Raw genomic sequence first — 13,895 nt, forward strand, 5'->3', positions numbered from 1 at the left:
CCGTGCCACAGCGGTTCGACCCACGGGGCAGGGCGAATCGGGCGCTGCTCGTCGGGGTGCCCGAATACCAGGAGATACAGCCGCGTGATCTGCGGGCTGTGAACCACAACCTGGTGCAGCTGTCGGAGGTGCTGCGTACGGGGAAGCTCTTCGAGCCGGACGAGATCACCGTGTGCAGGCCCGAGGGCGTCGACGATTTCACCCGCGCACTCAACGAAGCGGTGCAGTCGGCCGAAGGGCTGCTGCTGTTCTACTTCGCCGGCCACGGCGCCGTCCCCGCGGCCGCGGACGAGCTCTGGCTCCAGATGCGCAACGCGCGCGTCGTCGCCGGCTCCGCCGCCGTGTTCCAGGGGTCCCAGTCCTGGAGCCAGATTCTCGGGACCCTGGTCAGCAGCCGGGCCGAGCAGATCGTCGTCATCCTCGACTGCTGCCACGCCGGAAACGCCGCACTCGTCTGGGAGGCCGGCCGTGAGAAGCAGCGCGTCTCCCAGCTGATGAGCGTGCAGGCGAACAACCTGATCAGCTCCGGTCCCGGCACACGGCCCACGCCCTTCACCGAGCAGCTTCTGCGGATCCTGAAGGGCGGCGTGGCCGGGCAGGGCGGCGACGTCGGCTTCCACGCTCTCTCCGAAGAGCTCAGGTCGTACATGACCAAGCACTTCAAGACGGAGCGCCCCGAGCCGTGGGAACCGCAGAGCAGGCCCGCCACCTCCGGGGTGGACGTCCTGCTGGCCACCGACCTCCCGCCGCCCGTCAGCAAGGATCTGCCGGGGTCGTGGTGGCGCAGAAGACCGGCCGTCACGGTCGCCGCCGCGGTCGTGGTGGTGGCGCTCCTCGGCTGCGGCGCCTACGTCCTGCACCGGCTCGACCCCCCGGTACGCTGCGCGCCGCCGCTGGAGCTGAGGCTGCTGACCGACCCCGACGTCGAGACGACCGTGCGCAAGGCCGCCACGGCCTACATGGCGTCCGGCGCCAACCGTACGGACGACGGCTGCCGGCGCAGCGGAATCACCACGTACAGCGCGGGCGCCGCCGACGTCGTGGCGGCGTTCCGCGACGACACCGAGGCCTGGCAGCAGCCGGCGACCGGTGACATCAATCCGCAGCGCGACATCGGGTCTCAGCCGGACATCTGGATTCCGGCCGCCTCGGCCGATGTGGAACGGGCGAACTCCGGGACCCGTCCGGCCTTCGCGTCCCTGAGCGACCGCCAGCCGCTGGCCTCCTCGCCGATCGTCCTCGCCGTGCCCGAGAGCTTCGCGCACGACCCGTCACGGCTGAAGGGCCAGAAGCTCGCCGACCTGCTCACGGGGCTCCGGAAGAAGTATCCCCGGGCACAGGTGCGCCGGGCCGACCCGGAGTTCACGGAGGCTGCCCTGTTGGCGTCGAGCGGGCTCTACTCGACGGCGGCATCGGGCAGGGACGCCGAGGGGACCGTCGCGCAGCCCGGGCCACCCGCGCCCACCGCGCGCGATCTGCTCTGCGACCTGGCGGAGGTGGACGAGGTGGACGACCGTACGGCGGTGCTCGTGCCCGAGCACCTCTTCACGACCGGGGTCGGATGCGACTCGTGGAGCCGTGCCGTGCGCGTGGCGCAGTACCCGGACGACGTACCGGGGCTCGACCTCACCTACGTCCGGGTGACCTGGAAGAACGCGCAGCGGGACCGGGACGCCCGGAACGAGGCCGCCGAGGGCTTCCGCAAGTGGCTCGGCGGAAAGGACGGCGCGGAGGTCTTCCGCGCGGACGGCTTCCGGGAGCCCGCGGGCGGTGGGGGCACCGCGGATACGACGGGATGGGCCGTGCACACCGTCAACGGCACGCTCACCGACCCGGGTCCGCTCGCGGGAGCGGCGAGCGGCGACACCATGAACGAGGCGCTCCGCACGTACCGCAGCGCGAACGGCCCCGGCAGCGTGCTGTTCCTGCTGGACAGCTCCGGTTCGATGGGGGACAAATGGCACGGACCGAGCGGCGCCCCCGGCATTCTGAAGCAGTCGCTCCGCGGCCTCGGCGGCGAAGACACGTACGGCGTCTGGTCGGTGGGCGAGAAGGACGGGGTCTCGCACACGACTCTGCTCGACTTCGGCTCGCACCGGAACGCGGACGCGGAATCGACGATCGACAAGCGCGCCGAAGTCGAGGCCGTCGAGGCCGATCCCAGCCACGCCCTGAACGACGCCTGGAGTTTCATGGCGAAGCACAAGACCGACGACCAGCATCCGCGGCTGATCGTCTACCTCACGGACGACGAGGAGAGGGACAAACTGACCGAGGGAGGGCGGTTGGCTCGCTTGCTGAAGTCGGCCCGTGAGAGGGGCGTCCCCATAGTCGTCGTATCGGTGCAGCAGGGCACGTGCGACGCGGGAAAGCCCAACGAGCGGATCGCGGTCGCCAGTGGAGGACGGTGTCTGGACGCCAACCGGAGCGATCTCGTGCCCGCGCTGCAGGACGAGGTCGCCAGAACCGGATCAGGAGACCAGCGATGACCTCCCCCCTCCCCCGCGCCCGGACGCCGTGGCCGGCCGCGATCCTCGCACTCTCTCTCCTGGCGGCCGCGTGCACCGGGGGCGGCGGGCAGGCCGACGGTGGCGGGCAGAACACGGTCCCCAAGGCGGACAGCGGCGAATCCCACGACCTCTTCGTCGCGAGCGGGCGCGATGTCACCGGCAAAGGCGGTGTCCGGCAGCAGTTGATCGACGACTGGAACGCCGAGCAGAGGGCGGCGAACGGCGCGGACGCCTACCGGGCCCACCTCGTCGAGCTGTCGGGCTCGGCCGATCAGCAGCGCAGTCAGCTGCTCGGCGCGCTGCAGTCGGGCAGCGCGGAGTACGACGTGGTCAACCTCGACGTCACCTGGGTACCGGAGTTCGCGGCGGCCGGTCTCATCCGCACCTTGGACGAGGACCTGCTCGACGACGACGTGATCGACTCCGTCGCACGCACAGCGCGCTGGCACGGGGACGTCTACTCCCTACCGTTCAACAGCGACGTGGGTCTCCTCTACTACCGGCCCGACTATCTGAGGCTGGCGCACCTGGAGGACACCGACCTGAAGGGGAAGGTGAAGACCTGGAGCGATCTGGAGGAGGTGATCAACGATGTGGACAGGGCGGAGATGCCTGCGGCGTACCAGGCCGGCTGGACCACTCAGCTCAAGGACTACGAGGGCCGTACGGTCAACGCCATCGAGGCGTTCGCGTCGTCCGGTGACGACGGAGCCGCTCTCACGGACGACCAGGGCCGCTACACGGGCAACAAAGGGAGACTGCTCAGCGGCATCAGCGATCTGCGCACCAGAACCGCCCGAGCGCTGACCCTGACGTACACGGCGGACGAGGCCGGGTCGCTCGCGGACTTCGCCGCCGGAAAGACGGCCTTCCTGCGTCACTGGCCCTACGCCTACGGCGCGTTGAGCCAGACGTTCACGCCGTCCCAGCTCCAGGTCATCCCCTTGCCGGGCAAGGCGGTACTGGGCGGCCAGAACCTCGCAGTGACACGAGACTCGCCACATTTCGAGGCTGCCCAGGACCTCATCCGCGTGCTCACCGACAAGAAGAGCCAATGCCGCCTGCTGCACGCCGGGTTCGCGGCGACCAGAACGTCCGCGTACGACGACGACAAGCTCAGATGCCCCGAGGGCCACCAGCCGGCGACGCCCTCGGCCGGTTCCGGCGAGAGTGCCGACCGCATGCCGCGCGACGGGCAGGGCCGACCCGCCTACGCCTCCAAAACGCTCCTGGCCGCCCTCCGCGGCGCCGCGCTGCGCCCGCGGACCCCGTACTACGGCGCCTTCACCCAGGCGGTGCGCACCGAGCTCGCGCCGCTCTTCGGCGAAGGAACCGCGAAGAGCAACGACGAGCTGGCCGAAAATCTCGACGCGGCGCTGCGTGAGGCCATGCCCACCGCCGACTGACGGCGCACCCCCCACGACCGTGCCTCAGCACGGCACCGTACCCCCGCGGCCGCAAAGGCGGTGTTCGGCCACCGCCCTCGTCCGGAGGGGTGCCGTCATCCGGTTCGCGGCGCACTGCGGCCGGGGCCAGGAGTTGCCGGGCCACGGCCTTCATGAGTCGCTGGTGGTGCGGAACGGACCATCGGGCTCTCCGTGCTCTCCGTGCGCCCGCGCGCTCCAGTGCGCTGTGGGTACGCCCTTGCGGCACTCACGCTCCGTTTCGCTGCTATCACCCCTCAAGAGCCCCCGCTGCCCCCTTGCCCGGTGCCCTGCCCACGCGGCATCGTCACTTTTCGGACAGCTGCACCCCATGGGTGGTGTCCGGCGGATCATGGCCGGGGTCGCAACGCCCGGCACGCACGTCGCCCCGACCGGCGATGACCGCCCCCCGAGGAGCGGTGGCCTGGCACGGCGTCAGGACCTGTACGGGGTGGGCTCGCGGCCGCTGCGCACCGCGCGGATCCGCCGCGAACGCCCCGGACCCCGTCGCGAGCCGGTCCCCCGGCACCGTCACCGGTCCCCGCGGGGCGGCCGTGGCCGCCGCATCCCCGGAGCATCTTCGACGCCCCGTGGAGTTCTGGTCCGAGCCGTCACCGGGCGGGACCGGGCCCGCCTTCGGGAACCGCACCCTCCGGTCGCGCCAGACGGTCCAAGCACCCCCGACCCCCTATCTCTCACAGGAGGAACCATGATCACAGCTCTCGCCCCGCCCACGGCCGGCGCGTCGCGCCGCGCGACCGCGGGTGTGCCGACCACGCCCCGGCCCCGTCCTGGGCGCACTGATTCCGCGTGCGTCCTCTCCCCGGCCTCCACCACACGATTCCGCACCGCCGAGGGGGGTCTCCGTGTCCCCGTACCTGTTCGATAACTCCGCCCCGGAGTCGCAGGGGCGCTTCTCCGCTCTGGAGGCGTGCTACGACCCGGTGTCCCGCCGTCAACTGGCGTCGACCGGGTTGAAGGCGGGGTGGAAGTGCCTGGAGATCGGGGGCGGGAGTGCGTCGTTGGGTGACTGGCTCGCGGAGCAGGTCGGTCCTGACGGCGAGGTGACGATCACCGACATCGAGCCGCGCTGGGCGCAGGCCCGGAGCGATCGGCCCCAAGTGCGCCTGCTGCGGCACGACATCGTCCGGGACCCGCTTCCGGGGGACGGCTACGACCTGGTGCACGCCCGGCTGGTCCTGCTGCACCTGCCGGAACGGCAACGGGTGCTGAAACGACTCGTCGGGGCGCTGCGGCCGGGCGGCTGGCTGGTACTGGAGGAGTTCGACTGCAGTTGGGTGCCGGTGCTCGCCGCACCCGACGAGGACGCGGCGGTTCTCTTCCGTCGGGTGCACACGGCGCTGGTCGGACTGCTGGAGGGAGCGGGAGCCGATCCCCTCTGGGGGCAACGGGTTCTCGGGGCGATGCTGCGGGCGGGCCTGGTGGACCTGAGGGCTACCACGTACGCCGAGGCATGGCCCGGAGGGAGTGCGGGGATCGCCCTGCACCGTCACAACGTCGACCAGGTCGCCCATCAGCTCGCCGGGGCGGGGATCCCGGACCGCGATCTGGATCGCTTCCGGAGTCTGCTGCGGGACCCCGGGTTCGTCGCCAATTCCTACCCGCTCATCAGCGTCCGGGGCCGTCGGCCCTTCGAGGAGTACCAGCCATGACCCGTCGGAGCTACCGAGAAGTACGCCTGCCGTTGGAGGAGGAGCCGCCCGACCTCATGGCCCGGCTCGTCGCGACGGGTCTGTTCTCCCCGTACGTGGTGTACGAGAGCAGCACCGAATGGTCCCTGGCCGGTGGCGCCCTGACCTCGCTGCGGCTGGCCGGGCAGGAGGCCGCCGACCTGAGCCGTGTCGAAGAGTGGCTCGCCCGCACGCCGGTGACCGGCTGGCGGGCCTACGGCTGGGCGGCGTTCGAGCTGGGGCCCGTACTGGCGGGAGCCGCACCGAGCGGGACGGACACTCTTCTGCACCTGATCGTCCCGGCCGACGAGGTGCGCACGGACGGCACCAGCGTCCTGATCCGCTCCCTCGACCCCGAGCGGCTGGACCTCCTGGTCCGGCTGGTCCGCACGGGCCGTTCCGCGGCCGCGCCCGCCGAAAGGGTCCAGCTGCCCCTGGAGGACAAGGGCAACTTCCGGGCAGCGGTCGCCGCGGCCCTGGTGGAACTCCAGGACGACGGGCCCCTCACCAAGGTGATCCTCTCCCGGAGGGTTTCCGTACCGGACCGCGTGGACCTCCCCGCCACCTATGCCGCGGGGCGCCGGGCCAACACCCCGGCCCGGTCCTTCCTCCTCGACCTCGGCGGGATCCGGGCGGTCGGCTTCAGCCCCGAGACGGTGGCCGAAGTCACCCCCGGGGGCAGGGTCACCACCCGCCCTCTGGCCGGGACACGCGCCCTCACCGGAACGGCGGACGAGGACGCCCGCCTCCGTGACGACCTGCTCAGCGATCCCAAGGAGATCCATGAGCACGCCATCTCCGTCAAGCTCGCGCTGGAAGACCTTGCCGCGGTCTGCGACGACACCGTCGTGAGCGAGTACATGTCCGTCCTGCGACGCGGCACCGTCCAGCACCTGGCTTCCACGGTGACCGGCCGGCTCCGGGACGGCCACGGCCCCTGGCGCGCGTTCGCCGCCCTCTTCCCCGCGGTTACCGCCACCGGCATCCCCAAAGCCTCCGCCTACCCCCTCATCCGCGCCCTCGAAGGGCGACCGAGGGGCCTGTACGCAGGCGCCGTCCTCGCCTGCGACGCGGACGGAACCCTCGACGCCGCGCTCGTCCTGAGGAGCGTCTACCAGCAGGGTGACCGCTGCTGGCTCCAAGCCGGCGCCGGAATCGTGCGGCAGTCCCTGCCCGAACGCGAACACGAGGAGACCTGCGAGAAACTGCGCAGCATCGCCCAGTACCTCGTCCCGGCGCCGGAGCACCCGGACGGCGCGACCGGTCCGGCCTGATCCCCCGGTCACCGGCTCCCCGCGCGCATACGGCCCGCCGCTCCGCACCCCGGGAATCGGGAATCGGGCCGCCCGCACCCCGCAACCTCAAATCCTCCTCTGAACGTCTCCCTGTTCGGGTTCGCCGCCGCGCGCCGGGGTCATCACCTCTCCACGGGCAGCGAACGGAACGCCCGGAGAGGGGGGAGCGCTCATGAGGCTCGGTATCGGAATCGGCTGGCGTCCGGAGATCGCGGACGCGGTGGAGGCGCTGGAGGGCGTCGAGTGGGTGGAGGCGGTCGCGGAGAATCTCTGCGCGGACCACCTGCCGGACTCGTTGGTACGGCTCCGGGGACGGGGCGTCACGGTCGTGCCGCACGGGGTGGCGCTGGGGCTCGGCGGCGCGGAACCCCCCGATCCCCGGCGGCTGGCGGACCTGGCGGCGCGGGTGGAGCTGCTCGGGGCGCCGCTGGTGACGGAGCACATCGCGTTCGTGCGGGCCGGGGGGACGTCCGCCGACGCGCCCGCGCTGGAGGCGGGACACCTGCTGCCCGTACCCAGGACCTGGGACGCCCTGGACGTGCTCTGCGAGAACGTGCGGATCGCCCAGGACGCCTTGCCGGTGCCGCTGGCGCTGGAGAACATCGCGGCCCTGGTCAACTGGCCGGACGAGGAGCTGACGGAGGGGCAGTTCCTGGCCGAGCTGGTCGAGCGGACGGGGGTCCGCCTGCTGATCGACGTGGCCAATCTCCACACCAACCACGTCAACCGGGGCGAGGACCCCGCCACGGCGCTGGACGAACTGCCGGTGGAGGCCATCGCGTACGTCCATGTGGCGGGCGGGGTCGAGAAGGACGGCGTCTGGCACGACACGCACGCCCATCCGGTGACGGCCCCGGTGCTGGACGTCCTGACGGAGCTGCGTTCCCGGGTGGACCCGCCCGGTGTGCTGCTGGAACGCGACGACGACTTCCCGCCCGCCGAACAGCTGGCGGGTGAACTCGCCATGATCCGCGAGACGTTGGAAACGGCCGGCCGGTCGGGCCGTACCCGCGGTGCGCTGCCCTGCCCGACCTTGATCCGCCGGACACCGCCCAGGGCCGGGGGCACGACCGCCGCCCGCGAGCGGCTGGCCGGCGCGCAGAGCGCCCTGCTCGCCTCGCTCGTCGCCGGGGCACCCGTCCCCGCGGGCTTCGACGCGCGGCGGCTGGGCGTGCAGAGCGTGGCCCTGGCCGCCAAGCGGGCCGGCATCGTCGCGAAGGTGGCGCCGGAGCTGCCGGAGATCCTGGGAGCGGGCTATCGCGCGGCGTTCCTCCGTTACGCCGCGGGGCGTCCGCCCGCTTCCGGCTACCGCCGTGACGCGCTCGCCTTCGCCGAACATCTGCTGGTCGCGGGTGAGCCCGCCGACGACGCGGCCCGGCGGCGGCTGGCCCGCTGGTGGCAGGAGCGCGCGGGGGCGCGACCGCCCCGCCGCACCACCCGGCTCGCCCGCGCGGCACGCACCGCGTTCGTCACGTCCACCACCGCGCTCAGGACATCTTCCGGGGGGAACCGATGACCATGAACCTGCTCGCACTGCTGCTGACGCTCGGGATCGTGATCTCCGGCGTCCTCCTCATCTCGACAGCTCTCCGGAGCGGCAGGCGGTACACCGCTCCCGGCGCCCCGGTACAGGACGATCACGAGGCGGCGTTCCTCAACGGCGGTCCGGCGAGGGTCGTGGACACCGCTCTCACCGCCCTGCACACCGACGGGCGCGTCATGATCGGCGGCCCGGGCATCGTGTCCGTGGTGCGGGCACAGCCCCGTGACCCGGTGGAGCGCGCCGTCCTCCACGAGCTGGCCCTCGCTCCGAACGGGGCCCTGCACATCCTGCGCCTCGCGGTCATGCACCACCCCGCCGTGCAGGAGATCGGCGACGGGCTGGCGGCTCGGGGGCTGTTGGCCCGGCCGGAGGAGCAGCGGACGCGCCGCCGCTGGGGCGGGATCCAGGGTGGGATCAGTCTCGTGCTCTTCCCCGTCTCGATCATCGCGACCATCGCCCAGTACTCGGCTTTCGACGGTCAGACGGAGATGCCGTTCCCCTTCGTCCTCAAGATGCTGCCCGCGATCCTCTTCGGCGCGGTGAGCGGCCTGGTGGTGTCGGCACGCGCCCGGGCCCGGATCACCAAAGCGGGTCGAGCGGCGGCCGCGTCGTACCGCAGGGCCCACGCCACGGGCGGTACGCCCGCGCAGCAGGTGGCCGCCTCCGGTCTGCGGACACTGACGGACACGGCTCTGCGGGACCAGCTGACGGCCGCCGCCCGTTACGGGGCGCCGAGGCCGCCCCGCCGGGGCGGGTACTCCCCGCCCCGGCACGGCGGCGCCGGGGCCACGAGCGGGGCGGGCGTGGCGATGGTGCCCGTGGTGTGGTGCGCGAGCGCCGGCCCGGGCGGCGGTAGCGGTTCGAGCTGCGGCGCGGGCGGGGGGTCCAGCTGCGGTGGGAGCGGGTTCGGTTGCGGGGGGAGCGGGTCCAGTTGCGGGGGCGGTGGGTCCAGTTGCGGGGGCGGTGGGTCCAGCTGCGGTGGGAGCAGCTCCAGTTGCGGCGGCGGGTCCAGCTCCAGCTGTGGGGGCGGCGGGTCGAGCTGTGGGGGCGGGAGCAGTTGAGGGCGGGGCGGGGGCGCGAGCCACGACCGGCTCTCAGCGCCCCACCGCCTCCGCGATGCGCAGGGCCACCTCGGCGGGCGTGAGGTGGGTGGTGTCGATGACCTCGGCCTCCCGGTGGAGCCAGCTGCGGGCCGCCTCGGCGTAGGGCTCCAGGTACTTCAGCCGGAACGACGAGGGGCCCATGTCGGTGTCGCCCTCGATGCGCCCGCGGAGGGTGTCCTGGTCGGCGTGGAGGACGAAGTGGTGTACCGGGATGGCGTGGTGGGCGAGGCCCTCGCTGATCTCGCGCCAGTACTCCTCGACCAGGACGGTCATCGGCATCACCAGCGTCCCACCGGTGTAGTCGAGCACGTGGCGGGCGGTCTCGACCACGAGCGGGCGCCACGGGGGCCAGTGCTGGAAGTTGTCCAGTCCGGGCAGCCCGGGCTTGATGTCCATGAGCGTCTCGCCGACCTTCTCGGCGTCGAGCACCCGCGAGTCGGGGAGCAGCCGCTGCACGAAGGCGCTGGTGGTCGTCTTGCCCGCGCCGTGGGTGCCGTTGATCCATACGATCACGGGCTCCAGGCTACGGGGGAGGGCGTAAAAGGGCCACGGGGGAGATTCACCACTCCCCCGTATCCGTGTCCGGATGGTGAACGGGTCCGGCCGGTTCCTCCTCGGCTCGCATAGAACTCGGTCATGGTCTGGTTGATATGTCTGCTGATCGCCTGGGCCGCGGCGGCCCTCTCCTGCCTGCGGCTCTGCCTCGCCGCCGCCAGGGCCGCCCGTCCCCCGGCCGCTCCCTCCTGCCGGTCCGGCCAGGTGCCGCACGACCTGAGCCTGTACGAGACGGCCTTCCTGGCCGGCGGTCCGGAGCGGGTCGCGGACCTGGCGCTGATCTCCATGCATCTGCGGCAGAGCCTGCTGCTGGCGCACACCGGCTGGGCGACGGTGGTGGATCCCCGGGGCCGGGACGACGTCGAACGCACGGTGATCCGGGCCATCGGGCCGGAGGGCCAGTCGAGGATCGCGCCGGTGCGGGCTGCCGCCGCGTCGGCCGAGCCGGTACGCGCGCTGGCGGACCGTCTGGTGGCGGCCGGGCTGGCGATGCCGCACGCGCTGCGCGGCGCGACGGCGGCGGCGCTGGGCGAGGTCAGGCGGGCGGCGGTGCTGATCGTGGTGCTGGCGCTCGCCTCCGTCACTCTCCCCGGCCGGTCGCTCTCGCCGGGTGGACCGGCGCTCGTCTGGTTCGCGCTGCCGCTGGTGCTCGCGTTGGGCTGCCTGCTCATCGTGCGGATCGAGAACCACCCGTACAGTCCGTGGGCCTCCCCCGCCGGGCAGGAGTGGCTCGACTCGCTGCGGGGTCCGGGCTCGGAGCGCGGCACCCACCGCCACCTGCTCGCCACCGTCGCGGTGCGCGGCCTGCACGCCGTGCAGGACCCGCTGCTGCGCGCCGCCCTGACGGGCCGTCGCGCCGACCGTCCGGGGCACGCGTAGGGGGTGTCCGGCGGATCGGGGCCGGGCAGGGCACGGCGACCCCGGTCATGATCCGCCGGACACCACCTGGTCCCGGGCGCCTGGGCGCCGCCCCCGCGCCGGGACACGCTTCCTGACGCCTGTCGACGGTCCTTTACTTCACCGGCCCGGAACCCGACGATCCACTTCCCGCAGGAGACCTTGCGGCCCAGGGACGAAGGGACCAACCGGTGAGAGCAGCAGTCACGCGGTACGCGACGGCCGGGGCGCTGGTACTCGCCGCGCTGCCCGCCGCATCCGCCACCGCCACCGCCCCGGCCACCGTGCCGCCGGCGGGGACGGCCGCCGGGGCGGTGGCCGGGGCGTGGGACCCGACGGCCCGGTCGGTGGCCGAGGCGCGCGGGACGGTGGTCGCCGCCGCGCGGGCGCGGGAGCGGGGGATCGCCTTCGGCGACTGCCCGGAGGGCGAGATGCTGCCGGAGTCGTTGCGGTGCGGGACCTTCGCCGTACCGGTCGACTACGCGCGCCCGTACGGGCCGCGGATCGAACTCGCCGTCAGTCGCAGAGCCGCCACCGGCGACGCGGCGGAGCGGCAGGGCTCGTTGGTCTACGACCCGGGTGGGCCGGGTGCCGCGAGCATCACCTTCCCGCTGGTCGGCGACTGGCCCGCCTGGCGGAAGACCGCCCGCGCCTACGACCTGGTCGGCTACGCCCCGCGCGGTGTCGCCCCGTCGCCCGCGCTGTCGTGCCGTCCCCCCGAGGAGGCTGCCCAAGCGCCCACCGACTCGCCGCAGCACCCCTCGGCCGCGTACAAGCGGGAGCGGACCGTCCTCGCGAAGGTGTACGCGGACGGGTGCGCGCGCACCGCCGGGGTCGCGCTGCGCCGCTACTCCTCCCTCGACGGCGCCCGCGATCTGGAGGTGCTGCGGGCCGCGCTGGGCGAGCCGCGGCTGACCTTCATGGGCACGGACCAGGGCGCGTACGTCGGGGCGTTGTACGCGACGCTGTTCCCCTCGCACGTACGCCGGATGGTCTTCGACTCGCCGCTCGACCCCGACGCCCGGCGGCTCGGCTACCGGACGGGGCTGGCCCGCTCGCGTGCCCTGGAGTCCCGTTTCGAGGACTTCCTCTCCTGGGTCGCCCGCCATGACGACGTCTACGGCCTGGGGGCGACGGCCGACGCGGTGCGGGGCCGCTACGACCTCGTACGAGACGAGCTGTCGCGGAACCCGGCCGGCGGGAAGGTCGGGACCGCCCAGCTCCAGGCGGCCTTCCTGGGCGCCGCGTACTACGACGACTACTGGGCGATGCGGGCGTCGGCCCTCTCCGCCTGGGCGAAGGGCGACCCGCAGCCGCTGATCGCCCAGGCGTCACCCCGGCCGTACACGGCGAAGGGCGACGAGAACGCCGACGCGGTCCGCACGGCGGTGGAGTGCAACGACGGAGTGTGGCCCGCCGACTGGCGCACGTGGGACCGCGACCACAGCCTGGCTGCCCGTCGGGCCCCGTTCGCCACCTGGGCGGGCGCCTGGGCGACCCTGCCGTGCGCCTCCTGGCCGGAGCCCCGGCAGGACCCGCTCGACGTGAGGACCGGGCGCGGCGAACTGCCGCCGGTACTGGTCCTGGCGGCCGAGCGCGACGGGGCGACGCCCTACGCCGGGGCGGTGGAACTGCGGCGGCGGCTGCGCGGGGCGGCGCTGGTGACCGAGCGGGGCGCGGGCTCGCACGGCATCGGCGGCGCCGACAACGCCTGCGTCAACGGCCACCTGGAGACGTACCTGCTGACGGGACGGGTACCCGTGCCGGACGCCGAGTGCGCCCCGCACCGGGAGCCGAATCCGGTCTCGCCGCACCGCGCCGTCGCCCGGGACACCGGACCGCAGCGCATCCTGCGGGGCGGGCCCACCTCCTCGACGCCCGCAACCCCCTGAGCGGCAGTCAGCCCGCCCGCTCCGCCATCTCGGCGGCGTACGGCGGCTGGGCGCCCGCCACCGCGCAGGTGCGGGCGGCGACCGCGACGGCGAACTCCGTCGCGCCCCGCAGGGCGGATCCGGTCAGTCCGTCCAGCCGGCCGCCCAGCAGCCCGTCGGCCGCGAGGCGGTGCAGCAGCCCGGCGGTGAAGGCGTCCCCGGCGCCGATCGTGTCGACCACGTCGACGCGGGGCGCGGACACCCGGACGTCGAGGTCGCGGGTGCGGGCGAGGGCGCCGTCGCCGCCGAGCGTCACCACCGCGAGCCCGGCTCCCGCCGCGAGGAGCCGGTCCGCGGCCTCGTCCGGCCCGGTGCCGGGCATCAGCAGCTCCACGTCGTCGGCGCTGACGCGGACGATGTCGGCGAGCGCGCACCAGTGCGGCAGCCGGGAGCGCAGCCGCTCCACGTCGACCAGGGTGGGGCGCACATTGGGGTCGAGGCAGACGGTCGCGGTGTCCCGGGTGTGTTCCAGGGCGGCTTCGATCGCGGCGCCGCCCGGCGGGAGCGCGAGGGCGAGGCTGCCGGTGTGGACGCAGACGGGAGGCGGTCCGGCCGCGAGTGCCGCGGTGAGTTCGGCGGGTGTCCACTGCCAGTCGGCGGTGCCCTCGGCGTAGAAGTCGTAGGAGGCGGCACCGGAGTCGTCGATCCGCGCCAGGGCGAGGGTGGCGGGGCGGGCACTGGTGACCGAGGGGCCGAGGTCGACGCCGGAGCCGGCGAGCCGTTCGCGCAGGAGGGCGCCGAGCGGGCCCTGCGAGAGGCGGCCCGCGAAGCGGGTGGGGGTGCCGAGCCGGGCGAGCGCGACGGCGGTGTTGGCGGGGCCGCCGCCCGCATGGACGGTCAGGGGCGTCGAGCCGTCCGGGGCGGTCGCGTGGACGAAGGCGTCGGCGACGGCCTCACCGATGACGGTGACGGACGCGGAAGGTGAAACGGACGGAGTCGTCATGAC

10 protein-coding genes are annotated in these 13,895 nt (G+C 73.5%); 8 read left to right on the forward strand and 2 right to left on the reverse strand.

The window, feature by feature from the left end; translation table 11 throughout:
- Positions 1 to 2 precede the first annotated feature (2 nt).
- From ACFYPN_RS13425 to ACFYPN_RS13450, 6 genes are all read left to right on the forward strand, one after another.
- Complete coding sequence (locus ACFYPN_RS13425; protein ID WP_389298180.1) at positions 3 to 2,489, forward strand: substrate-binding domain-containing protein; 2,487 nt, start codon at positions 3 to 5, stop codon at positions 2,487 to 2,489.
- Positions 2,486 to 3,916, forward strand: a complete 1,431-nt coding sequence (locus ACFYPN_RS13430; protein ID WP_358762699.1) for an extracellular solute-binding protein — start codon at positions 2,486 to 2,488, stop codon at positions 3,914 to 3,916. The genes ACFYPN_RS13425 and ACFYPN_RS13430 overlap by 4 nt, the downstream gene beginning before the upstream one ends.
- 884 nt (positions 3,917 to 4,800) lie before the next feature.
- Positions 4,801 to 5,607: a class I SAM-dependent methyltransferase gene (locus ACFYPN_RS13435; RefSeq protein WP_389298182.1), complete on the forward strand. Its 807-nt coding sequence runs from the start codon at positions 4,801 to 4,803 to the stop codon at positions 5,605 to 5,607.
- A complete protein-coding gene (locus ACFYPN_RS13440; RefSeq protein WP_389298184.1) occupies positions 5,604 to 6,899 on the forward strand; it encodes a salicylate synthase in 1,296 nt (431 codons plus the stop codon). Before ACFYPN_RS13435 ends, ACFYPN_RS13440 begins: the two co-directional genes overlap by 4 nt.
- 193 nt (positions 6,900 to 7,092) lie before the next feature.
- Positions 7,093 to 8,436 (forward strand): DUF692 domain-containing protein, encoded by a 1,344-nt coding sequence (locus ACFYPN_RS13445; RefSeq protein ID WP_358762693.1) that lies wholly within the window; start codon positions 7,093 to 7,095, stop codon positions 8,434 to 8,436.
- Between the two features lie 2 nt (positions 8,437 to 8,438).
- Positions 8,439 to 9,524: a TIGR04222 domain-containing membrane protein gene (locus ACFYPN_RS13450; RefSeq protein ID WP_389298229.1), complete on the forward strand. Its 1,086-nt coding sequence runs from the start codon at positions 8,439 to 8,441 to the stop codon at positions 9,522 to 9,524.
- A gap of 33 nt (positions 9,525 to 9,557) precedes the next feature.
- On the opposite strand, the gene ACFYPN_RS13455 is transcribed toward ACFYPN_RS13450, so the two are convergent.
- The gene (locus ACFYPN_RS13455; RefSeq protein WP_389298186.1) at positions 9,558 to 10,079 is read right to left on the reverse strand and encodes an ATP-binding protein; all 522 of its coding nucleotides are present in this window, start codon (positions 10,077 to 10,079) and stop codon (positions 9,558 to 9,560) included.
- Positions 10,080 to 10,202: 123 nt separating this feature from the next.
- Here ACFYPN_RS13455 and ACFYPN_RS13460 point away from each other — a divergent pair, with 123 nt between their 5' ends.
- Positions 10,203 to 11,000, forward strand: coding sequence for a TIGR04222 domain-containing membrane protein (locus tag ACFYPN_RS13460; protein WP_389298188.1), 798 nt, complete (start codon positions 10,203 to 10,205; stop codon positions 10,998 to 11,000).
- Between the two features lie 209 nt (positions 11,001 to 11,209).
- The gene (locus ACFYPN_RS13465) at positions 11,210 to 12,910 is read left to right on the forward strand and encodes an alpha/beta hydrolase (RefSeq protein ID WP_389298189.1); all 1,701 of its coding nucleotides are present in this window, start codon (positions 11,210 to 11,212) and stop codon (positions 12,908 to 12,910) included.
- A gap of 7 nt (positions 12,911 to 12,917) precedes the next feature.
- Here ACFYPN_RS13465 and ACFYPN_RS13470 read toward each other — a convergent pair whose 3' ends face one another.
- Positions 12,918 to 13,892: a carbohydrate kinase gene (locus ACFYPN_RS13470; protein ID WP_389298190.1), complete on the reverse strand. Its 975-nt coding sequence runs from the start codon at positions 13,890 to 13,892 to the stop codon at positions 12,918 to 12,920.
- Positions 13,893 to 13,895 lie beyond the last annotated feature (3 nt).

The organism is Streptomyces sp. NPDC005576 (assembly GCF_042871745.1).
In the GTDB taxonomy this organism is placed as follows: Bacteria; Actinomycetota; Actinomycetes; order Streptomycetales; family Streptomycetaceae; genus Streptomyces.

Excerpts from the sequence above, each read along its gene's own strand:
- ACFYPN_RS13470 (WP_389298190.1), bottom strand. The coding sequence starts at position 13,892 with ATGACGACTCCGTCCGTTTCACCTTCCGCGTCCGTCACCGTCATCGGT.
- ACFYPN_RS13440 (WP_389298184.1), top strand. The coding sequence starts at position 5,604 with ATGACCCGTCGGAGCTACCGAGAAGTACGCCTGCCGTTGGAGGAGGAG.
- ACFYPN_RS13430 (WP_358762699.1), top strand. The coding sequence starts at position 2,486 with ATGACCTCCCCCCTCCCCCGCGCCCGGACGCCGTGGCCGGCCGCGATC.
- ACFYPN_RS13445 (WP_358762693.1), top strand. The coding sequence starts at position 7,093 with ATGAGGCTCGGTATCGGAATCGGCTGGCGTCCGGAGATCGCGGACGCG.
- ACFYPN_RS13450 (WP_389298229.1), top strand. The coding sequence starts at position 8,439 with ATGAACCTGCTCGCACTGCTGCTGACGCTCGGGATCGTGATCTCCGGC.
- ACFYPN_RS13460 (WP_389298188.1), top strand. The coding sequence starts at position 10,203 with ATGGTCTGGTTGATATGTCTGCTGATCGCCTGGGCCGCGGCGGCCCTC.